Source organism: Psychrobacter sp. S4(2024) (assembly GCF_036861305.1).
In the GTDB taxonomy this organism is placed as follows: domain Bacteria; phylum Pseudomonadota; class Gammaproteobacteria; order Pseudomonadales; family Moraxellaceae; genus Psychrobacter; species Psychrobacter cryohalolentis.
The window spans coordinates 374,084-397,219 of sequence record NZ_JAZAQR010000001.1; the positions used below are offsets into that span (position 1 = coordinate 374,084).

Here is a 23,136-nt window from a genome sequence, read left to right on the forward strand (position 1 = left end):
AAACCTTGTTACTGGTTCTAATACTGGGGCAAGGTTTTTTTATGCCTGCTCAAAAGTAATTAATAATTTCGTAAATAGCGCTTATGTCCATTTTACTTCTGGTGGCAATAATAGTTTATTTGGATGAAAGCCAGCAGTACGGTAGGCTTCAAGCAAAGTGTGTATTGGACGTACATAAACTTCACCGCGCCAGACAAAATACGCACTTGCCTGCTCGAATGGCTTGTCATCAAACCACAAAAATACCCCTTCCATCATTTTTGGCCAATCGTTCCAATCAATCTCAACAACATCAAACATCACCGCTAAGAATGCAGATAACAAAGTGTCATGGCTGACAGCGAGCATTAGATGCCCGTGTTGCGGCTGATTTTGATAAAAAAGCGATAGAATATCGAGACCGCCCTGATAAGCGTTTTTAGTGCCTTCAAGATTGCCTTGCAAGAATCGATTGATAAAATTGAGAACACCAATCTCTTTAAAGATGGGATTTGCAATATCAGGTTCAGTCACTAAGCTACCAGGCTCAACCAACAATGACTGGTGCGCGATATCACGCCTTAGTCCTGCCCCTTCTTGCATCAGCTGCGCCGTATCAAGACAGCGACCAATCGGGCTTGAGATGCTATCAACATCGAGCGAATACGGCAGATGTCCTGCCAACCAACGACCCCAAGATTTTGCCAATACGCGACCTTTGGGTGTCAATGGCAGCTGATAACTGGCAAAGCCATTACCATCAGAGCGCTCACGCAGGGAATGTCTGGTAAACAAAATCAGGCGCCTATCTTCAGGCAACAACCTGACCGACGACATCATACTATCAGGAAGATGTGAGGGCGCTGGTGCACTTGGATTATGACTCGCAAGCTTCTCAGCGGATAGGCTCGATGTGGTGTTATTAGGAAGTTTACTCATCACATAAGCCTATCAGATTTTTCGACAGGAATGAACCAAATATAAGTCCAATTGCAATATAATCTAAAGCAAATATATTGAGAGCAGACCCGTTAATTTTATTAGAAATAAGACGCTATGACACGGTGAAATCAAAAAAGAAATACTCATATTTATTACGTTTGACTAACCGATATCAATTACTCTATCCCATGTAAACGATAATGCCGTACTACTAACCTCATTTGGATAAGCACGCGGATTGACGATAACGCGCGTATTATGAATGTGGTAATCAAATGCTTCATGCGTATGCCCATGCACCCATAGTGCTGGTGCCCACTCTTCATACATCCAGCTTGATAAATCACTGATAAATGCGGCATTACTTGGTAGCTCAGCATACTTCTCAGAGACAGATAATGGACTGATGCTATGATGACTCATTACCACGGTTTTTTTGCCCAGTGCTTTTGCCGTTATCAACGCTTGTTTAAGCCATTGACGCTGCTTAGCATGAATCTGTATCGACATTTCAGGTGAAAACAGCTCGCTGCCGGCATAGATCTGTTTGTAGTCACGCATAAAGCGCATTGCCACTGCCCTAGTCTCTTCATTGGCTTGATATTGATAATCTGTCCAAAGCGTACAACCTAAAATGCGCACCTCTCCGATATCAATATGCTGACACTGCAAAAATCGTACGCCCTGCTTTGATTCACCATCATAATTGTCCCAAGTCGCCAGCTTTTTATCAAAATGCAGCACGTCTTCATTAAAGTACTCATGATTACCAGCGATAGTGATTAGAGGGACTTGTAAGCGCGCTGCTTGCTCTTGTAGCCATGGCATACCAATATCGCTATTTGCTGTATCTCCTGCCACCAGTACGATGTCTGCGTCGGTTTTGGGGATATGCCCTATCGGATGGGATTGACGTATATAACTGTCAATATGTAAGTCACTCAAAATCTGTAATTTCATAGCAGCCTATATCATTAAATAAACATAAATAGTTTAGCACCTTTTCATCTAGGGACAAAAAGTAAAAAGACAGCGGATTAGGCTGTCTTTTTACTTTTTGACTGAAGTATCTGATTGAAAAGTTAGAGACTTTGGAGTATTAACTGTAATTTCGCTGCAGGATCTACTGCTTGAGTAATTGAGCGCCCAATCACCAGATAATCAGAGCCATCAAGTAATGCCTGTTTTGGCGTACAAATACGCTTTTGATCATCAGCATTATCATCTAGCAGACGGATACCAGGCGTAATCAGTTTAAAGTCCTGACCACATAATGCCTTTAATGCCTTTGCTTCTTGTGCTGAGCATACTACACCATCGAGACCTGCTTGCTTGGTTAATTGTGCTAAGCGGCTCACTTGTGCCTCTAAGCCGTCGGTGATGCCCGTTTGTATGAGTGCTTCATTGTCCATAGATGTTAAGACAGTCACTGCAATCAGTAGCGTGTCAAAATCATTGTCTAGCAAGCGCTGTTTTGCCAATGACATCGCATCGTAGCCAGCACTTGCATGGACGTTGACCATCCATATACCAAGCTCAGCGGCAGCCAATACTGCTTGTGCAGTGGTATTGGGGATATCATGAAATTTAAGGTCTAAAAAAACCTCAAATTGGCGCTGATGCAATGCTTTGACTATCTCAGGGCCACAGCGGGTATACAGCTCTTTACCTACTTTCAATCGGCATAATGCCGGATCTAATTGGTCAGCTAATGCAAGAGAGGCATCCTTTGTCATATTATCTAATGCAACGATGACAGGAGAATTAATTGCGTTGTTCATTGTTATGCTTCTTTATATCAGGTTTATCAAATTATTATATTTATAATCAGCAGTGAAAATGCATATTACAAATTATTAGTAATCGCGTTTTTGCTTGGTCAAACTTGACCCATCATGCACATTGGCGTTGGGATGAGCATTGGGCATTGTCGTATCCTGTACATTAACCGCTGTTGCACCATAAACAGCTTCTTCTACAGTAGGCGCATTCGCTTGACGATCAATCACCATATTGGCTTGGGTTATCTGCTCTTGCAAATTGGTATTTGCCTTTTGTAGACGCGATATTTCCCACTTGTTTTGCAAAACACGGAAAATTAGCAGTGCTAACAAGATACCTATAACGATACCAAGTATGAGACAAAGTATCATTAGCAAGCCTAAATTCATCGTTGGTGCTTGTGAAAACAAAAGATTGACGCCAACTTCAGTATTGTTTGCCAATACCAAACCTAGCGAGTAAGCGAAGCTCAAAAATAGCAGCACTAATAATAAAATACGCATCAGACGTCTCCTTAAGTTTTTAATAGAACAGATAAATGGATAAAAACTAAGCCATACTGATTGATATTACTACGTTATAAAAGGGTTAGTATAAATAAGAAAAATCGGCTCATACTTTAGTAGTAGATCGGTAGAATATCTTATATTACTTCAATTGGCTTACTGTCCGCCTGCTACTTTTTCGTTTACAGCTTCACGTAATGCCTTGCCTGGCTTAAAGTGCGGGATTGCTTTTGCAGGTACTGGTACGCTTTCACCCGTTTTAGGATTGCGACCCATACGAGCACGGCGATGATGAAGACAAAAACTGCCAAACCCACGAACTTCTACTCGACCATCATTGGAGAGCGTATGAGTCATCAAGTTTAATATCTCGCGTACGGCGTCATCGACAACGGTATCTGTCATCGTGTCACAATTTGCACTCAGATTACTAATAAATTCGGACTTATTGATTGTTTGCTGCATTATCATACTTGCCTTGTTCATTGATAGATAAGATGATGGAAATAACTAAAATGATCACCACAGATATTATAAAATATTAGCTGACAACCACGCGATTGTTGACTAAATATCTGTTCATTTATAATGACTTGGATCTGATTTTACATCTCGTTACTCGATGTTGTAAATGATAGCGGATATTGAAGGAAATTGGAAACAAGAGTTCCTCTATCAAGGAAAAAACTGTATCAATTATCGTTAATACTAAAATTTAGCCATAAAAAAAAGCGACCGGAGTCGCTTTCTTTTATAAGATCATAACATTAGCGGTAAATAGCTTACTGCATTTGTTCTTTGATCAAGTCACCAATCGTTTTTGGTTGTGCATCAGAACCAGCAGCAGTACTAGTCGTAGTTGTGCTACTTAACTCTTTAATCGCTTGACGCTCTTCAGCTTCGTCTTTCGCTTTGATAGACAGGCTGATATTACGTGTTTTACGATCAACACTGATGATTTTCGCTTCTACATCATCACCAACAGTTAGATGCTTAGTCGCATCTTCAACGCGGTCACGTTGAATCTCAGAAGCACGTAGATACGCTTCAACTTCATCAGCAAGTTCGATAGTAGCGCCTTTAGCGTCTACTTCTTTTACTTTACCATTAACGATAGCACCGCGGTCATTGTTGACTAGGTATTCGTTAAATGGATCTGACGTTAATTGTTTCACGCCTAGGCTGATACGATTGGCTTCTGAATCTACAGACAATACCATTGCTTCAACGGTGTCGCCTTTGTTGTAGTTACGGATAGCATCTTCGCCAGTTTCATTCCAAGAAATGTCTGACAAGTGAACTAGACCATCAATACCGCCATCTAGACCGATAAAGATACCGAAGTCAGTGATTGATTTGATCGTACCAGTGATTTTATCACCGCGCTCATGTTTCTTATCAAACTCATCCCATGGATTGGCTAGAGTTTGCTTGATACCTAAGCTGATACGACGACGTTCTTCGTCGATATCAAGGATCATTACTTCAACTTCATCACCCACTTGAACAACTTTAGACGGATGGATGTTTTTGTTGGTATGATCCATCTCTGATACGTGTACTAGACCTTCAATACCTTCAGAGATTTCAGCGAAACAACCATAATCAGTTAGGTTGGTTACGCGAGCTTTAACCACACTACCCACTGGGTATGTGCCGCCAACGTTATCCCAAGGATCAGTACCTAGTTGTTTTAGACCTAGGCTGACGCGATTGCGCTCACGGTCAAATTTAAGTACTTTAACTTTAAGATCTTGACCAACTTCAACAACCTCAGATGGGTGCTTAATACGGCGCCATGCCATATCAGTGATGTGCAATAGACCATCAATACCACCAAGATCAACGAATGCACCATAATCAGTTAGGTTCTTAACGATACCTTCAATCTCGATACCTTCTTCAAGCTTGTTCAATAGCTCTTCGCGCTCAGCTGAGTTTTCAGCTTCCATAACGGCACGGCGACTAACGACAACGTTGTTACGTTTTTGATCAAGTTTGATAACTTTAAATTCTAACTCTTTACCTTCTAGATGCGTCGTATCACGGATAGGACGTACATCTACCAATGAACCTGGCAAGAAAGCGCGTACTGAACCGATATCTACAGTAAAGCCGCCTTTTACTTTGCTAGAAATAATACCTTTTACAATCTCATCATTGTCAGAGATTTTTTCAAGGAAATTCCAAGTTTCAACGCGTTTGGCTTTTTCACGTGACAGTAAGGTTTGACCCATACCGTTATCAACCGCTTCAACCACTACGTCTACTGTATCGCCAACTTCAACTTCAAGTTCGCCTTCTTCGCTTAAAAACTCTTCACGAGCGACGATACCTTCAGATTTTAGACCCGTATCAACAGTGATCCAGTCGTTATCGATGGCGACAACAGTACCGGTGATAACCGAGCCACGCTCGATATCCAGACCTGTTTCTTCGATGCTCGCTTCAAATAGTTCAGCAAATGATTCCATTATGTCTACCTTTGTATAGCCGTATCCTGTCCAGCACAGTACGGATCAAATTTATGACTGTATAAAACGAGAATACTGGTTTTATATCCTATGCAGTCATATATAAAAACGTTTGTTGCTAATAAGCGAATGCGTCAGCAAACTCACTAGCAACAACTGTCTTATATTAAAATGCGTTATATTTTTTAAATTATGACCTTTAAACAGTAGATTCCATTATTTTCTAAAGATTATTGGCGTCTACTACTGTAATTTTATACTAAAATCAATCCTATAGGAAACCTTTTCATACTTACTACCTTGTTATTATTAGCTATTGAAGCAAATACCTTTATCCTGACAATATTGTTTTACTTGCTCATAAACCGCATCAGCATCTAAATTGGAGCTGTCTAATAGTAGCGCATCTGCTGCAGGCTTTGATGGTGCCGTTGTACGGTTTTCATCACGATCATCACGGGCTTTAATCGTTGTTAATATTGCATCAAAGTCTGCTATTTGACCAGCATTTAATAGCTGTGTTACACGGCGCTCGGCACGCGCTTCGGCACTGGCTGTCAAAAACACCTTAACGTCAGCGTCTGGAAACACGACTGTACCCATATCACGACCATCCGCAACCAATCCTGAACGAGTTGCCATATCTTGTTGCAGCGTTAGCAATGCTCGACGAACTTTTGGAAATACTGCTATCTGTGATGCGTAACCGCCAACCGTTTCATTACGAACTTGCTCACCTATTGCATCACCATTCACGATAATATCGACACGTCCTGATGCATTGTTGGGTACAAAGGCAATCTCTAAGCTTTGAGTTAACGCTAATACAGCCATCTCATCAATGGTTTGGCTTGCATCAGCAGTAATCAATCCAGCTTCAAACGCCTTAAGTCCAACGATACGATATAACGCACCTGAATCAAGTAGCTGATACCCTAAAGCTTGTGCTAAGCGCCATGTAACTGTGCCTTTACCTGCGCCACTTGGCCCATCAATACAAATAACAGGATAACGCAATGAGGGCTTCTCTCTGTTAGTAATCGCATTAGGGTTGGCAACAGTCATAATACTCACTTAAAGTCGGCAATTTCTACAACCACATAAATAATCATAAAAGTATCAATAAAGCATTTTTCACTTACTTATCAAAGCATTATAAGGAAATCACTCTATTAACAAGTAAATAGGGCGATATTATAGCAAACAAAGCGACCTATCACTAGCAGCAAGAATCATATCTTGTTAATCACTGCTGTTACACTTAGCTTTTGCCGCTTTTCTGCGCTGACGAAAAAAATCTTTTAGCATCTGGCTGCTGTGCTCACGGCACAAGCCTGCATCGACTTGCATACGATGATTATAAAAAGGCTGTTCAGCCAAGTTCATTTGACTACCAAGCATCCCTGCTCTCGGCTCATGCGCTGCATATACTAGCCTATCTACACGTGCATGAATCATTGCACCTATGCACATGGTACAGGGTTCTAAAGTCACATATAAGGTCGTCTTTAGGGGCAAACGATAATTCTTTAAGCGTGTACAAGCATCTCTTAACGCTACGATTTCAGCATGAGCCGTCGCATCACAGCGTCCAATCGGCTCATTAAATCCCTGACCAATAATTTGCTGGTTATGTACCAAGACAGCTCCTACTGGCACCTCTTCTTTCTCAGCGCCTTGCTTGGCAAGTTTTAGTGCTTCTTTCATCCACTTGATATCCTCAACTGACCAAAATAGAGCTGTTTTGATCTGTTCACCTATTAGCGGATTACCATTAGTAAATGGACTATGTATTAGCTGGTAAGGCAATAAATTAGTGTTTAGAAAATTTTTCATTTACTGTGGTAATTGCCAGTCGATAGGCGTTTGACCATATTGCACCAGATAATCATTGGTTTTTGAAAACGGCTTAGAACCAAAAAAACCACCACGGTTAGCAGCAAGTGGTGATGGGTGTACTGCCGTCAAAATCAGATGTTTATCAGTATTGATATACTTGCCTTTTTTCTGAGCTTTACTGCCCCATAAAATAAACACAGTATGTTCAGTCTGCTCATTAATAACATCAATAACCGTATCAGTGAACTTCTCCCAGCCTTGATTTTGATGACTGTTTGGTTCGCCTTCTCTTACTGTCAAAGAGCTATTTAACAATAATACGCCTTGCTGTGCCCAATACGTTAAATCACCATGTGCTGAAGGTTTGATGCCAATATCGTCCGCCATCTCTTTCAATAAATTGTTAAGTGACGGTGGCTTTGGGATAACTTTAGGGACAGAAAAGGACAGCCCCATTGCCTGTCCAGGACGATGATAAGGATCTTGCCCTAAGATAACAACTTTCACCTGTGATAAAGGTGTCAAATTAAACGCATTAAATATCAGCTGTGCTGGGGGATAAATACCATCCTCTGACTGATAGGCTTCTTTTAAAAAAGCTCGCAAGCTATCCATATTGTCAGAAGTTAATTCTTCTGACAACGCCTGCTTCCAATCTTCTGGCAAGCGTACATTGTCGAGAATCGCTTGCTTTTGCGCGACTGTTTTTGTGGGTTGTACGTCAAATAATTCCATGATGAATCCTTTTTTATTTGTTATCAGGATGCGTGAAGGGTGATATTAACAAAATATTAGGGTTGCGTTGTCATATATATTAGCAATAAAAAAACGGTTACCGCAGTAACCGTTTTTATCATAGTGCGAAAAATAACCTAACTGGCTAATGATTCGGAGTCTGGACGTGGCTCATGAGTCTCAACAACAGTCAATATAATACGGCTATCCGCTGACCCTTTATCTGACAACTTATCAAGCTTCACAGTCTCACCATCTGATGCCTCTGGCTCCAAGGTTAAATGTACAACCCCGCCATTCACTAAATCACCAAATAGAATCATATTTGCCAGAGGCTTTTTGATTTCGTCTTGAATCAGGCGCTGCATTGGACGTGCGCCCATTAAGCGATCATAGCCTTTAGCTGCCAGATAATCACGTACCTCATCATCAATCTCTAAAGTAACTTGCTTATCGTCAAGTTGTACCTGTAGCTCAACCAAGAATTTATCAACCACGGATACAACGACTGAGGTATCAAGAGGATTAAACTGGATAATAGCATCAAGACGGTTACGGAATTCCGGAGTAAACACACGCTTGAGTGATTCTGTATTGTCACGGCTATGATCTTGCTGGGTAAAGCCCATAGAAGATCGACTGATACTCTCAGCACCGACGTTGGTCGTCATAATAACAATGACCTGCTTAAAGATAGCAACCCGACCATTATTATCTGTCAATGTACCGTGATCCATCACTTGTAATAACAAGTTGAAGACATCCGGATGCGCTTTTTCGATCTCATCAAACAATAACACACAATGCGGATGCTGATTGATTTTTTCAGTCAATAGACCACCTTGATCATAACCCACATAACCTGGAGGCGCACCAATCAAACGTGAAGCGGTATGTGCTTCCATGTACTCTGACATATCAAAGCGCACCAGCTCAACACCCAACAGATTTGCCAATTGACGAGAAACTTCCGTTTTACCAACCCCTGTCGGACCAGCAAACATGAATGAGCCGATTGGCTTATCTGGTGCTTTCAGACCAGCACGAGACAGCTTAATCGCATCTGCTAGAGTCGCAATCGCTTCATCTTGCCCAAATACCAGATGCTTAAGGTCACGATCTAGATGCTGAAGAATACTCTTATCATCACTAGATACTGACTTGGGCGGAATACGTGCAAGCTTGGCAACAATCGCTTCGATATCTGCTACATCAATTTTTATCGGAGCGCGCTTCCCTTTTGCTTTCTTATCAACAGACGATTTTGCACGATCATTGGCTTTCGCAACATCTGCCTCATCCTGCATTTCGTTATCACTATAAGTATCACTGTCGAGACCGTCAATATCAGCCTCAATCTGTGCATCAAACTCTTGCTCTATATCAGCAATAAAACTTTCTTCCGCTTCTATATCGTCTGCATCAGCCACGACCCCTAAACGCTTATAAGCGCCAGCCTCATCAATAACATCAATGGCCTTGTCCGGCAAAAAACGCTCATGGATATGTTTCGCTGATAATTGAACGGCAGTAACCAGTGCTTCATCAGTATAGACAACATTATGGAACTCTTCGTACCGCGGTTTAAGACCACGCAAAATATCAATCGTATCATCAACACTTGGCTCTTTCACGTCGATCTTTTGGAAGCGACGCGATAAGGCATGGTCTTTTTCAAACACTTGACGGTATTCAGTAAAAGTGGTTGAACCGATACAACGCAGTTCACCATTGGCAAGTGCTGGTTTAATCAGGTTGGACACATCCATATTACTGCTCATTGATGAGCCAGCGCCAATAATCATATGAATCTCATCAATAAACAAGATAGCATTGGGTTTTTTCTTTAATGCATCTAATAGCGATTTCATACGTTTTTCAAAATCGCCGCGATATTTAGTACCCGCAATCAATGAGCCAATATCAAGACTATAAATCACGCAACCATTCAGTGGTTTCGGGGCTTTATCATTGATAATCAACCACGCCAACCCTTCAGCAATAGAGGTTTTACCAACACCCGGCTCACCGACCAATAGTGGATTATTTTTGCGGCGGCGACACAAAACTTGCGCGGCGCGTTCAATCTCAGGACCTCGCCCAATCAATGGATCTGTTTTACCTTCAGCAGCACGCTGATTTAAATTGGTCGCAAACTCAACCAACGGATCTTTACTGGTTTTTTCTGAGGCACTACTACGGCGCTCACCCGTCATAGAAGCACGCGGCTCAGATGGCTCATCTTTATCTTGACCATGTGATAGATACTGAGTCAACTCAAGACGACTGATGCCCTGTTTTTTGAGCAAATAAACCGCATAAGTATCATGTTCTGAAAACATCGACACCAGAATATCCGAACCTTCAACCAAACGACCGCCACCAATAGACTGCACATGAAAAATTGCCCGTTGTAGAATACGATCGAAGCTTTGGGTCGGCTGCGGGGATTGCTCAGTATCAGGATCGACCGTTGGAGTATGCTTATTAATATAAGCCTCAAGCTCAGTACGTAGTGCTGAGACATTTGCATTACAGGCCGTCAATGTGTTGGCAGCGTGCGTATTTTCTAAGAGTGCCAGTAAAAGATGTTCAACAGTGAGATACTCATGCGATTTTTGGCGCGCAAGTGTCATTGCTAAACGCAAAGAAACTTCAAGATGACGACTTAACATAACGACTTCCTACGGTTATACCTATCTTTATAATTGATAGCTTTATGAATGAGTTAGTAAGTAAATCAGGGCGGTGGATGGATTGTTCAAGGGCAATATGAGTATTATTAAATGACGCTGTTAAATAATGGCTTCTATGGCTTGGCTATGATCCTCACTTTTCTTTATCTCAACATGATACTCAGATATAGTCAATCTATTAACACATACTAAAATGTATCGAAGTGTCCCTAGACCATTTTTCAATGATAATATTCATTCAACAATAATAGAGCGCATGTACTAAAGCTACAGATAATTCAAGAATTTGAATAATGCAAAAAGAGAATAAATACAGGCAATAATGAGAAAAGCGGTTATATAAGAAAGTCTAAGCTAGTTTAAAAAAGAGAGGTGTAGAGCAAGTTTGTGCTTAAATAAACTTGCTCTAAAAACACTAGAAGAATATATTTTATTGAAAATATTAAAGATATATGGTTAAAATATAGTGAACTTGAGATAAACATACGTCATCAAAAATTAGAGTAAGGCTTTACTCGCCTTGATGCGGTTCGATTTGGGTCAATAATGGATAGCCTTCGCGATGTGCCAGACTGTTAACTTTTTTGGCCTTGGTCTCAGCAATGTCTTTAGGATAAATACCAGCAATACCCTTGCTGCTATTATGAATCGTCAACATAATCTCAACGGCCGAATCCATACTATGACGAAATTCAGATTGTAAAATATAGACGACAAATTCCATCGGCGTGTAATTGTCATTATACATCACCACAGCATACATAGGCGGCTTGGCGACTTCCGGCTCTGCCACCAATACATCAGCCTGCGGGGCTGTTTCACCTTCAGGCTCACCCACTTGCGCAAGACGCATGGGTATATGTGGAAAGTGCCAATCTGATGTGATTGGCGTCGCTCTTGCTATCGTTTGTTTTATCATAATTGGAATACAGATGAATCAGTAGGTTTAATGAATAGTTATCTTTAAGAGACTATAAAATCGTTAAAAATAAGGGGTAGCACTAGATATCTGGCTAGCAGCTACGACAACTAATGCTCAATAAGACTTAAGGCTCAATAGGACTTTCATCGACGTCTGGCAAATCTAACAGTGATAATGGCATATTGTCAACTTTAGCACCAAGCTTCCAATCATACAGCTGCTCGACTTCTTGACCAGCGGCTTTTAGATTTAGTTTAATTTGTAACGGCTTAAAACCCGCTGGCATTGTGAAGCGACCACGTATACGCGTCACGCCTTCAATAGTGTAGCTGACGGGCTCTAATGGCACTTCTACAAAATCATCATCATCAAGCAAAGTCAGCGTTGGATTCAAACGTTTGGCTTTACCATCACTTGCGAGCATACCTATATCGAAACCATATTCAAAGGCATTTTCAGGTAAAGGCTCAATCTTTGCACCTAGTATCTGTAAAGGCATGCCGCCCTTCTCACTCACAATCTCAGCATAAAGGTCATTGAGCTGCGCTACCTGTCTATTTTCAACCATGATGGCTTGCTGATTTTCGCGTAACTCTTTTAAGTTTGCCAAACTTATTTCTAGCTCTTGTTTAGAAGTAGCAACTTCATTGGTCGCTATTTTATGACTGACGCGTAAATCTTTTAGCTCTTGGAGCGACTCTTTGCTGGTAATGACTGCTTGCTGGGTTTCATTTTGCATTGAATAATAGCCACGTTGATAACCAAGTTTGTGACCAAATACTAATGCCACAATTGCTGTCACCAATATCGCAATCACAAATAACGCTAACACCAATGTGGAAGCGCCCTGCTGCGAGCGAGCAATGCTGTAATGCTTCATAACACTACGCTGAGTTTCAGTATTCAGAGATGAACAATGTAAGCTACGCTCCAATTTATACGAAACAGAGTCTTGGCACGATGGGCGTGCTGGCAGTGAGCAAAAGCGTAGTACACTCTTAAAACGCATTTAGGCAGTATCTCTTAACAGGAAAGGCAAGTTATTATAGCGGAATTTATAATCAATACCTAGTATCATAAATGAGGATAATTTAGTCATAAGTAAACATCTGTTAAGGAACGATGGGCGCAAAATTTAAACCAAGAGACTCATCAAGTCCAAACATGACATTCATGTTTTGTACTGCTTGCCCAGCTGCCCCTTTGACTAAATTGTCTTGTACGACAATGACCGTTAATTCGGCACGCTCATTGTCTTGATGAACAGCAATACGCAATCGATTGCTAGCGCGCACACTACGGGTATCGGGATACAGCCCTTTTGGCATAACATCTATAAATTGTTCTGATGCATAGCTTTGCTCAAATACCTGTTGCCAATCCACTAAAGCACCTGCATCGGTCAGCTCCATATGGATAGAGCTCAACATACCGCGTATCATCGGTACCAGATGCGGCAAAAAACGAATACGATGGTTAAACTGACTGTCTAGTAACTGGGCAACACCTTGCTCAATCTCTGGCAAATGGCGATGACCTTCAACGCTGTATGCTTTAAAATTGTCTGTGCTTTCAGCATAGTTAAGTGCAAGACTGGCTTGGCGACCAGCGCCAGAAACACCAGATTTGGCATCGATAACAATGCGTGATTCAATAAACTGTTTAGATTGCTTATTTTGCGCTTCAATTATCGGCTTTAAACCCAAGATAGCTGTAGTCGGATAGCAACCTGGGTTGCCAACCACCAATGCCTCAGCAATTTTGGCGCGATTGACTTCAGGCAAGCCGTAGACGGCAGCTTTTAATAACTCAGGACAAACATGTGGTTGTTGATACCAGTGCTCAAACTCGCTCAATGACTGCAAACGAAAATCTGCCGCCAAATCAATGACTTTTACCCCAGCTTGAGTCAAAGCCTCTGCTTGCTTCATTGCAACGCCATGCGGCGTGGCAAAAAACACCACATCACATTTTTGCAACGTCGTTAGCGTCTCCTCCCCTAGATCACTAAACACAATATCTGAGATACCGCGTAAACTTGGGAATATCTCATCAGCGCGAGTGCCCGCTTCGCTACGGGAGGTCAACAAATCAATAGACACTTTAGGATGGGCAGATAATAGACGTATCAACTCAATACCTGTATAACCTGTCCCACCGACAATCGCTGCTGAAATCATAAGATATCCTTTTCTGCTACTTTACTATTACTTAATAAATATGAGATATAAACTCAGTCCAATAACTAAGAACATATCTCAAATCGTACTTTTTAGATTTTATAATCATGTACTGCATCGATAAACACTTTGGCATTGTCAGGATTGACCCACTGGGTAATGCCATGACCTAGGTTTGCAACATAACCGGTCTTTTCACCATTGGCATAAGCACTATCGAGCATCGCATTGACTTCAGCACGGATAGTCGCTGGAGAGCCGTACAAAGTTGCTGGGTCTAAATTACCCTGAATGGCTTTGCTACTTTGTAGTTTTTTATGGTGCTTGGTTAACTGACGCTGACTTTCGGTCAAAACTTGACGGGCACGATCAATCGGCATTGTCCAGTCTAGACCCAACGCATCCGCTTCACTATCTGCTTGCACATCAAGCCATAGCCCGCCGCCTTTAGTAAATAATACTACCGGTATTTCAGGATGACGTACCTTTAGCTCAGCGACAATACGCTTATTATAAGCATGTGAGAAATCAATAAATTGACGATGACCCAGCGCGCCGCCCCAACTATCAAATATCTGTAGTATCTGTGCGCCTGCCACGACTTGGGCATCGAGGTAATCAATTACTGACGTTGCTAATTTATCTAATAACTGATGTAAAAACTCAGGATTGCTATACAAAAAGCCTTTGGTATAGCGATAATCCTTTGAGCTACCACCTTCAATCATATAAGTGGCTAGTGTCCAAGGACTACCAGAAAAGCCAAATAACGGCACTTGCCCATTGAGCGCGGTACGAATACTGGTTACCGCACGCATTACGTAGTCAAGAGAGTCATTGACATCGAGCACAGGCAATCTATCCAAATCAGCTTGCTGGCGAATAGGATGTTTAAACTTAGGACCTTCACCCGCTTCGAAATAGAGACCCAATCCCATGGCATCAGGAATGGTCAATATATCACTGAACAAAATAGCCGCGTCTAAATCATAACGACGTAATGGCTGTAAGGTGACTTCTGTCGCACGCGCGGTATCTTTACACAGGCTCATAAAATCACCTGCTTCAGCACGGGTCGCTTTATACTCTGGTAAATAACGACCAGCTTGACGCATCATCCAGACAGGTGTGGTATCGATCGGCTCAAAACGAAGTGCTCGTAGCAATCTATCATTTTTCAAAGGCGCAAATTTTTGCTCAAGCGAATTATTATTGTCTGAAGCACTCATGTACAAATCTCCAAAACAGCACTATATGTCACCAAAGCGCATATAACACTGGATAAATTACGTTAAAGGAAAGAATAGCAAAGCGCTTATTATCAAGATATTTATAGCTCTATAGATATTAATTTTTTTACATCGTCAATGCTAAGTTATCACGGTGTACCATGACAACACGTTCTTCATTGTTACCAAGGATACGATCGAACTGCTCAGTACGCTCACGAGCAACGCGGCAGGCATCGCGAGAAGAGAAGTTGACTTGACCAACGGCGATACGCTCACCAGTATCCTGATGGACGATTTCGACCACATCGCCTTCATCAAAATCCCCACGCACTTCAGACACGCCAACTGGCAATAAGCTTTTTTGATGTTCGACCACCGCTTTTGCTGCACCTGCATCAACAATTAAAGAGCCCGACATACGCAAATGCGCGGCAAGCCACTGTTTGCGAGCAATGATTTTGTCTTGATCATTGGTGGTCAGCAAGGTACCAACTGCTTCGCCTGACACTACTCGAGTGATCACATCATCAATAGCGCCACTCACAATCACCGTCGGACAGCCACCCATAGCAGCAAGACGACCAGCACGAATTTTGGTTAACATACCACCACGACCCAACTTGCCACCATCACCTGCAATATCAAATAAATAATCAGCCATCGCACGCTCTTGACGGATCATTCTGGCATGAGGGTTGTTGCGTGGATTGTCAGTAAAGACACCTTCTTGATCAGTTAAGATAATGTACAAGTCGGCATTGACCATCGCCGCTGCCATCGCTCCTAGAGTATCGTTATCACCAAACTTAATCTCATCAATAGTAATGGTATCATTTTCATTAATGACCGGCAGCACACGCCATTCTAGTAGCTGCGTAAGCGCGCCAGTAGTATTAAGATAGCGACTACGGTTAGACAAATCATCATGCGTTAGCAGCAACTGTGAGCTTTGAATACCATATTGAATCAATGCTGACCACCAGGTTTCAATCAAACCCATCTGTCCGACAGATGCACAGGCTTGTAATGCCGCCAGTTTTTTAGGACGCTCCTCAAGATTCATACGCACCACCCCTTCAGCGACAGCACCTGAAGATACGAGCAGTACCTCTACGCCTTGCTTATGGAGTTGCGCGATCTGCTTTGCCCATTCGTAAATGGCAGTTCGATCAAGCCCTCGACCATTATTGGTCAATAACGATGAGCCAATCTTGACAATAACGCGCTGAATATCAAAGTTACGAGCTTGCTCAACAAACCTTGCTTCTTCTATCGTGTTCTCTATGCCAACTGCCATATAAACTCCTGTTGCTATGGTAAATTAATCATGGGGATACATCTAAAAAATATGTGCAAAGACCAATCAGATTAAGGGGCGTAAACCACTTCGACGCCATCATCATCGTCATCGCTATCATCAAAATCGTCATCCGACAAATCCGTACCTTCACGCGCCGCTTTACGAGCAGCACGATACGCTTCACGCTGGGCTTCAGTGTTTAGACGAACTTCTGCCTCTAAACGCTCAAATCGTGCTTTTTGTGCATCAGCAAAGATAGGATCTTCGATTTCACGTTCGCGTTCACGCTCAATCTCATTCATCAAGTGGTACTTGATAGCATCAACACCCTCACCTGTTAAGGTGGCGGTACGGAAAACAATACCTGTCCAGCCAAGCTCTGCCACAATATGGGTACAAAGCTCATTTAACTCTTCTTCAGGCACCTGATCGATTTTGTTTAATACCAAAATCTGTGGCAAATTGGCCAATTCAGGTGAAAAACGCTCAAGCTCATTTAAGATAACGCGAGCGTTTTCGACCGGGTCGCTGCCATCGATAGGCTTGATATCAACCAAGTGTAACAGACGACGCGTACGAGCGACATGCTTTAAAAAGCGAATACCAAGTCCAGCACCTTCTGAGGCACCTTCAATCAAACCTGGAATATCGGCCATAACAAAAGAGCGATGACGACCAATATCAACCACACCCAGATTAGGAACCAGCGTGGTAAATGGATAGTCAGCTACTTTTGGTCTAGCAGCAGAGACTTGGCGGATAAAGGTCGATTTTCCTGCGTTAGGTAAACCAATTAAGCCAACATCAGCCACTACTTTTAGCTCAAACTTAAGAACTTTTAGCTCACCTTCAAAACCTGACGTCGCTTTACGCGGCGCTTGGTTGGTAGAGCTTTTGAAATGGGTATTACCCAAACCACCATCGCCACCTTTGGCAATCAGTAAAGTCTGACCAATTTCAATCAAATCACCCAATACTTCATCTGTCTCGGTATCAACGACCGTCGTACCAATAGGCACTGGTAAGAAAAGGTCATCAGAGCCTTTGCCTGAACAGTTTCTACTATGACCGTTCTCAGCACGCATAGCGTCGTGGCGACGGGTATAACGATAGTCAACTAAGGTGTTGGTATTATCCTCTGCAATGACATAAACATCGCCGCCCTTGCCACCATCACCACCATCAGGACCACCGCGCGGGACATATTTTTCTCGGCGAAAACTGGCGATTCCGTTACCACCGTCACCTGCTTTTACCGTTACGACGGCTTCATCAATAAATCGCATCTTACTTTCCTTTATTTACACTCTAGTTTATAAGCTTAATGACAGTCATAGACTGCTTCTTTTGCCTATAGTTATCTTTTAAAAAAATGGCAGACTTTCGTCAATATTGCTCTACATCATTGCTTTATTTATGACAATAACACCCGATAACCAATCGGACTATCGGGTGCTGTAGATATTACCGCTAAAACCATATCCGTTTGTTTATATAACTAATGACCATCGCTCTGCTCTTTGAATCAAAGCATTATGACCGAGTCATTGCTGCTATACAAACGTATTAAGCTGGAATCTGCGCATAGCTGATACCTGCCATTTGCGTTGCCAAACGTAATACTTGCGTGCTATAACCAACTTCGTTGTCATACCAAATATAAACGATAGCATGATTATCCGTCAAAATAGTCGCTTGGGCATCAACGATACCTACATGTGTATCACCGACAAAATCCGTTGATACCGCTTCTGTAGAATCCGTGTAAGCAATTTGTGTTTGCCACTGGCTACTATTTGAAATTTTGCGCATAAACTCATTTAACGCATCAGCACTAGCTGGCGCAGTTTTAAGATTTAAATTCAAAATCGCTAAGCTAACGTTTGGTGTCGGTACACGGATGGCATTGCCCGTCAATTTACCACTCAGCTCTGGTAGCGCTTTCCCGACTGCCTTTGCTGCACCAGTACTGGTGATAACCATGTTCAATACCGCACTACGACCACGGCGATCTGCTTTATGATAATTATCAATTAAGTTCTGATCGTTAGTGAACGAGTGAATGGTTTCAACGTGACCATTTTCAATACCGTATTCGTCATTTAATACTTTTAATGTTGGGGTAATTGCGTTGGTCGTACAGCTCGCCGCACTAACGATAGTGTCATCGCCGACCGTATCGTTATTTACGCCATATACGACGTTTTTAATCTCGCCGCCAGCAGGTGCCGTTAATAGCACTTTTTTCACACCAGTCGATTGTAAATGCTTACCAAGACCAGCCTCATCTTTCCAGATACCCGTATTATCAATGACCAGTGCATCGTTAATACCATAAGCCGTATAATCAATCTCGCTTGGGTCTTTGGCATAGATAACTTGCACAAAGCGACCATTAATGATCAAACCATTGTTTTCATCATCAACAATCACGCCGCCTGCAAAACTACCGTGAATCGAATCGCGCTCTAGCAATGACGCACGCTTAGCCAAGTCGCCTGCTGCTGCGGGACGTACTACGATGGCTTTTAGCTGCATGCCCTTGGCACTTGACGCTTGCGATAACAATAAACGAGTTAGGATACGACCAATACGACCAAAACCATATAGCACCACATCCGCTGCGCCATTGATAGCCGCTTTAGTATTATCAACAGACTGTAATGCCGATTGAATATCACTGTCATTAGCGATTAGCTGACCAACATCAATACGTACAGCTGACAGATTTTTATTCTCTGCTAACACTTTAACCATCGCTAAAGTATCAGCGATATCAATCGCATGAGCACCTTGATCACGCAAAGCAACTTTTTGATGCAGCGCCAATATTTGACCCACAGAATTGCTATCTAGCGTATCACCGAATAAAGTCACTTGCACATCTTGCTCATTGTAGAGCTTGTTCAATAGCCCCATGAGCTCAATCGCTTGTTGCTCCTGGGTGTTATAGTTGCTCAAATGGTCTTGATGTAATTGGCGTAAGGTATCAGCGTTACTCACGAGAAACATCCTTATGGTCAGTATTGGGGAATCAGTAAAATAGGAAGAAATATTATTGAATAAGGTATATACAGTCTATGTACTCACTCAGATATGCTAACAGACGACTGCTGTCATCGATTATTATCATAGGAGTCTGTAGATAAGCTAGATTTTAGCTTAAAACGCCTTATTTTGCTAGTGATAACAAATTTGTATGAGTCACAAGCTATTTGATGACTACCGATTTAGCATAATAAAACGGGTTATTACGATAAAGGCAGCATATTATGCTGCCTTATTATCAATCCACTTAAACAATGATAAATACAAGAGCCATGATAAATAAAGGCAATATAAACCATTATCAGACTTTTATGGAATCAAATCCACCGTCTGCTTACTCTGCGACGTTAATTTAAATTCTTTCAAATCATAACCCTGTTGCTGGGCAATTTGACGGTATTTGGCATAAGTTTCTTGGCTTACGTTTGGCGAACGAGCCAGCAGCCATAAATACTTTTTATCAGGTGTACCAACCAGAGCAGTTTTATAATCGGGATCACGTGCCAATACCCAATAGTCAGCTCGCCCTACCGGCAACCAACGAATCCACGATGGCAAAAAGGTAACTTTTAGTTTGCTTCCTGTCGCATCAGCAGGTTTTGCTAAGCCTTCAGCAATAATGTTCGAGCCATCTTCAGCCTTACACTGATTGATAACTTTGATACCTGAACCATCAGTTTTTTCAACATAGTTAGCCGTCACATCGCTGGCACAGTTGCGCTGAAAATACATCGGCAAACGACCGATCTCATACCAAGCACCAGCATATTTATTGAGATCAACGCTATCTACCGTAGTCGGTGTACTAGCAGATTTATGAATAATACTGCTAGGTTTAACCGTGAGCACCTCTGCCGTTACATTGGTCATGTGCTTGCTAGCAACCGCTTGAGTCATAGACGGTGTCGCTGCATAAGCAGAAAATGCTGCTAACGGTATGATAATAGCTAAGGCTATTCCAGTATGCTTAATAAGACCATTCATAAATATACGCTCTGGTATCTCTGCAACGCTTGCTGCGTTTTTAGGAGATATGATGTGAGGTGGCTCGACTATGGATTGCTCAAATTCTTTGAAGATACTTGTCTTAATACAATCAACTTCAGCTGTACTGGCGTTAAAGGTGCTGTTATCAATTAAATTAGAGTTAAGTACACTTACATGAGTTTTTTTGACACATTTATAATCAAAAAAGCTGGTTTGTTGTGACATATCTTGTGCCAGAGTTTCTAAATATTCTTTACTAAAACCTACATTATTATAGCTGGCGTCATTACTTGCACAGTCAATATTACCTGCTGGTGTTGCCTGATCTTTATTCATCTTATACTTAGGTAGCTGGTCAGTATGCGGTGATTGAGAACCAGCTGCCTCAGAATCAGACCATACTGACTTCGGTAACTTATTGGTTTTCATAGGGATACCATTTTATTAACAGTGATTATTAAGAGCGATCTATCTACTTATAGGCATTTATTCATACCATTGTTATTTATCAGAGCAGCACAAAATGATTTTCACCCACTGGCCCTACAACAAAAAATGAATGGAAGTTAAATTGGCTATTACTTTTAACATCATAGTCATTAAAAGTCTTAACAGTTAGTAAGTCTATAAAAGCTTGATTTAGCGCCCTTCGATAATTAATGATTCATAGTAATAGCAAATCCCTAACCAAAACAGTGTGGCAATGTAGGAAAACGCAACGGTTTGTAAGTAATTCTGTTTATAAGATATGCGAAGTTACATTTTTATTAACCGATAAAGAATATTCAAATCAATTACTTATCTAGTGCTATTTTTCCTCTGAGAATTTTTTTATTTGACCTATCGTACTCTGGTTTTAGCGGTATTCAAATGGCAGCTTGATGCCCAAAATTATTATAAAAATGCGGGTAACAATAGTACCAAAAACTATTTTAAAAACTGGCGAATTCCAGCAACAGCAACGCCTCCATGTAGCACGGCTTGTTTATACATCATAGGTGATAGTCCACCTAAGCCGATAACTGGCATATCCGCTAATTTTGCTAAATTTGACCACGCATCCCAACCTAATGCCGGTGTATCAGGATGGGTTTGGGTACACTCAACAGGTGCCAAGAAAATACCGATAACGGGTGGCAACTGCTGCTGTAATCGAATATACGCCAGTTGATTGGCAGCATTGATGCTATCTACATCATGACAACTAACGATTAATGGCAAGCTTGTAGACAAGGCAGAGTACGACATGGGCTCCTTAGCTACTCCGCTTGACCATTGCATAAGCTGTGTCTGTGTTAAATGACTTGCTATTATTTGATTATTTGCTTCTACATTGTCTGTTTTATCGATATCTAAGTGGTCAGGAGTAATCGCTTGAATATCAGGACGTAGTTGTAATAGCTGCTTGATACTGTTTTCTGTCCCTGCTGTTTTTGTCCGTATATAAACCCAAGCGCCAGCCGTTATATGCTCATGATGATACTGTAACCATGCTGCCATAGGATTAGAGGCAGCATCAAAATGCGATAATGGATAAGTAACTGTTATCTGCATAGGCAGCTGTAACCATGCAAGGATTGTCTTATTGGCAGCAGGCAAGTCATAATGTCCTGCTAGCAGCTCGGCCTTCTCTACCCATGTCAGCTTTTGACCTTCTAGACCATAGCTTAGGTTTTTATATTGTGCATATTGTTGTGCAGTCACTTCAATACGGTAAACTTGTAAGCAGACCTGCTTATCACCATAATCATGATGCAATCGACCGAGTTTAACTGCCGTATTATTAGCAATACTGATGCCTGTCTCTTCGGCAACTTCTCGTATCAGTGCTTGTTTTGCTGTTTCATGAGCGTCTATCTTTCCGCCTACAAACTCATAGCGGTTCCCTTGGTGTTGAGAAGCCGCCCTAAATCCTAGTAAATATTGATCCTTATAATGAATAACGGCAACCGCTACATTGACTGTCGTTATTGAAGTGTCTTTTATAGAGTTACTTTGTTCAACTGTCATCCTATTTTCCTTTAATGCTACTAAGATTGATGGCTAAAATTGTTTGAATGAAAAAAAACGGTTAGATAAGTTTACATAATCGCTGTTATTTATTTTATAAATTTGCTTGCAAAATTATTCAATCTAAATGATAATTATTATCGTTAATAAATTATATTCTATTAGTATTTATTGTTTTGAATATTTGCTACTTTGCTATCAAAAGGAATTTACCATGAGTCTTGTAATCTCTCGTCATTTGAACTTCCGTGAAAATCGTCTGCCTACTTTGCAATCACAGCACTTGTTTGCTTTGACTAAAGAAGTACGTATTGAACATGAAGGCGAAGAATATCGCCTACGCTTAACACGTAATAATCGATTAATTTTAACCAAGTAAATTCTCTTAATGCTCATAAAAAAACGCCTTTTCATAAAGGCGTTTTTTATTTGATCAAATATCGATAATGGATTAATTTATAAATAGTTATTTCCAGTCAACCAATCTGCCAATCTGCCAATCTG

General features: G+C 41.5%; 20 protein-coding genes. 1 reads left to right on the top strand and 19 read right to left on the bottom strand.

Translation table 11 applies throughout. The features are described from left to right. Positions 1–81: 81 nt before the first annotated feature. The 19 genes from VLA57_RS01570 to VLA57_RS01660 form a co-directional block, all read right to left on the bottom strand. On the bottom strand, positions 82–918 hold the full coding sequence (locus VLA57_RS01570; protein ID WP_333954135.1) for a histidine phosphatase family protein: 837 nt from the start codon (positions 916–918) through the stop codon (positions 82–84). A gap of 165 nt (positions 919–1,083) precedes the next feature. Continuing rightward, positions 1,084–1,881, bottom strand: coding sequence for a metallophosphoesterase (locus VLA57_RS01575; protein ID WP_333954136.1), 798 nt, complete (start codon positions 1,879–1,881; stop codon positions 1,084–1,086). A gap of 122 nt (positions 1,882–2,003) precedes the next feature. Beyond that, positions 2,004–2,702: an orotidine-5'-phosphate decarboxylase gene (gene pyrF / locus VLA57_RS01580; RefSeq protein WP_333954138.1), complete on the bottom strand. Its 699-nt coding sequence runs from the start codon at positions 2,700–2,702 to the stop codon at positions 2,004–2,006. Positions 2,703–2,777: 75 nt separating this feature from the next. After that, the gene (locus VLA57_RS01585) at positions 2,778–3,206 is read right to left on the bottom strand and encodes a LapA family protein (protein WP_133104463.1); all 429 of its coding nucleotides are present in this window, start codon (positions 3,204–3,206) and stop codon (positions 2,778–2,780) included. A gap of 159 nt (positions 3,207–3,365) precedes the next feature. Beyond that, positions 3,366–3,674: an integration host factor subunit beta gene (locus VLA57_RS01590; RefSeq protein ID WP_020443770.1), complete on the bottom strand. Its 309-nt coding sequence runs from the start codon at positions 3,672–3,674 to the stop codon at positions 3,366–3,368. 317 nt (positions 3,675–3,991) lie between these two features. Beyond that, positions 3,992–5,683, bottom strand: a complete 1,692-nt coding sequence (gene rpsA / locus VLA57_RS01595; protein WP_011513998.1) for a 30S ribosomal protein S1 — start codon at positions 5,681–5,683, stop codon at positions 3,992–3,994. A gap of 309 nt (positions 5,684–5,992) precedes the next feature. After that, positions 5,993–6,748 carry a (d)CMP kinase gene (gene cmk, locus VLA57_RS01600; RefSeq protein WP_333954139.1) on the bottom strand — a complete coding sequence of 252 codons (756 nt, stop codon included), beginning with the start codon at positions 6,746–6,748 and terminating at the stop codon, positions 5,993–5,995. Positions 6,749–6,925: 177 nt separating this feature from the next. Further along, positions 6,926–7,519, bottom strand: coding sequence for a tRNA adenosine(34) deaminase TadA (gene tadA / locus VLA57_RS01605; RefSeq protein ID WP_442968857.1), 594 nt, complete (start codon positions 7,517–7,519; stop codon positions 6,926–6,928). Further along, a complete protein-coding gene (locus VLA57_RS01610; protein WP_181210106.1) occupies positions 7,520–8,257 on the bottom strand; it encodes a uracil-DNA glycosylase in 738 nt (245 codons plus the stop codon). Positions 8,258–8,394: 137 nt separating this feature from the next. Next, positions 8,395–10,932 (bottom strand): ATP-dependent Clp protease ATP-binding subunit ClpA, encoded by a 2,538-nt coding sequence (clpA, locus tag VLA57_RS01615; protein ID WP_442968858.1) that lies wholly within the window; start codon positions 10,930–10,932, stop codon positions 8,395–8,397. A 532-nt stretch (positions 10,933–11,464) separates the two neighbouring features. After that, entirely contained in the window at positions 11,465–11,872 is a 408-nt protein-coding gene (locus tag VLA57_RS01620) for an ATP-dependent Clp protease adaptor ClpS (RefSeq protein ID WP_011514003.1), read from the bottom strand. A gap of 127 nt (positions 11,873–11,999) precedes the next feature. Then, positions 12,000–12,755, bottom strand: a complete 756-nt coding sequence (locus VLA57_RS01625; RefSeq protein ID WP_333954140.1) for a hypothetical protein — start codon at positions 12,753–12,755, stop codon at positions 12,000–12,002. 232 nt (positions 12,756–12,987) lie between these two features. Then, the gene (gene argC, locus VLA57_RS01630; RefSeq protein WP_201531247.1) at positions 12,988–14,055 is read right to left on the bottom strand and encodes an N-acetyl-gamma-glutamyl-phosphate reductase; all 1,068 of its coding nucleotides are present in this window, start codon (positions 14,053–14,055) and stop codon (positions 12,988–12,990) included. Between the two features lie 92 nt (positions 14,056–14,147). After that, positions 14,148–15,284: a uroporphyrinogen decarboxylase gene (gene hemE, locus VLA57_RS01635; protein WP_333954141.1), complete on the bottom strand. Its 1,137-nt coding sequence runs from the start codon at positions 15,282–15,284 to the stop codon at positions 14,148–14,150. Positions 15,285–15,411: 127 nt separating this feature from the next. Further along, positions 15,412–16,584 (bottom strand): glutamate 5-kinase, encoded by a 1,173-nt coding sequence (gene proB, locus VLA57_RS01640; protein ID WP_011514007.1) that lies wholly within the window; start codon positions 16,582–16,584, stop codon positions 15,412–15,414. Between the two features lie 71 nt (positions 16,585–16,655). Next, a complete protein-coding gene (gene cgtA, locus VLA57_RS01645) occupies positions 16,656–17,873 on the bottom strand; it encodes an Obg family GTPase CgtA (protein ID WP_011514008.1) in 1,218 nt (405 codons plus the stop codon). 280 nt (positions 17,874–18,153) lie between these two features. Further along, positions 18,154–19,599 carry a glyceraldehyde-3-phosphate dehydrogenase gene (locus tag VLA57_RS01650; RefSeq protein WP_133104454.1) on the bottom strand — a complete coding sequence of 482 codons (1,446 nt, stop codon included), beginning with the start codon at positions 19,597–19,599 and terminating at the stop codon, positions 18,154–18,156. A 345-nt stretch (positions 19,600–19,944) separates the two neighbouring features. Beyond that, complete coding sequence (locus VLA57_RS01655; RefSeq protein WP_333954143.1) at positions 19,945–21,051, bottom strand: lipocalin family protein; 1,107 nt, start codon at positions 21,049–21,051, stop codon at positions 19,945–19,947. A gap of 498 nt (positions 21,052–21,549) precedes the next feature. Further along, a complete protein-coding gene (locus VLA57_RS01660) occupies positions 21,550–22,632 on the bottom strand; it encodes an NUDIX domain-containing protein (protein ID WP_201531241.1) in 1,083 nt (360 codons plus the stop codon). Positions 22,633–22,846: 214 nt separating this feature from the next. Between VLA57_RS01660 and hemP the strand changes: the two genes are divergently transcribed. Next, complete coding sequence (gene hemP / locus VLA57_RS01665; RefSeq protein ID WP_020443783.1) at positions 22,847–23,011, top strand: hemin uptake protein HemP; 165 nt, start codon at positions 22,847–22,849, stop codon at positions 23,009–23,011. Positions 23,012–23,136 lie beyond the last annotated feature (125 nt).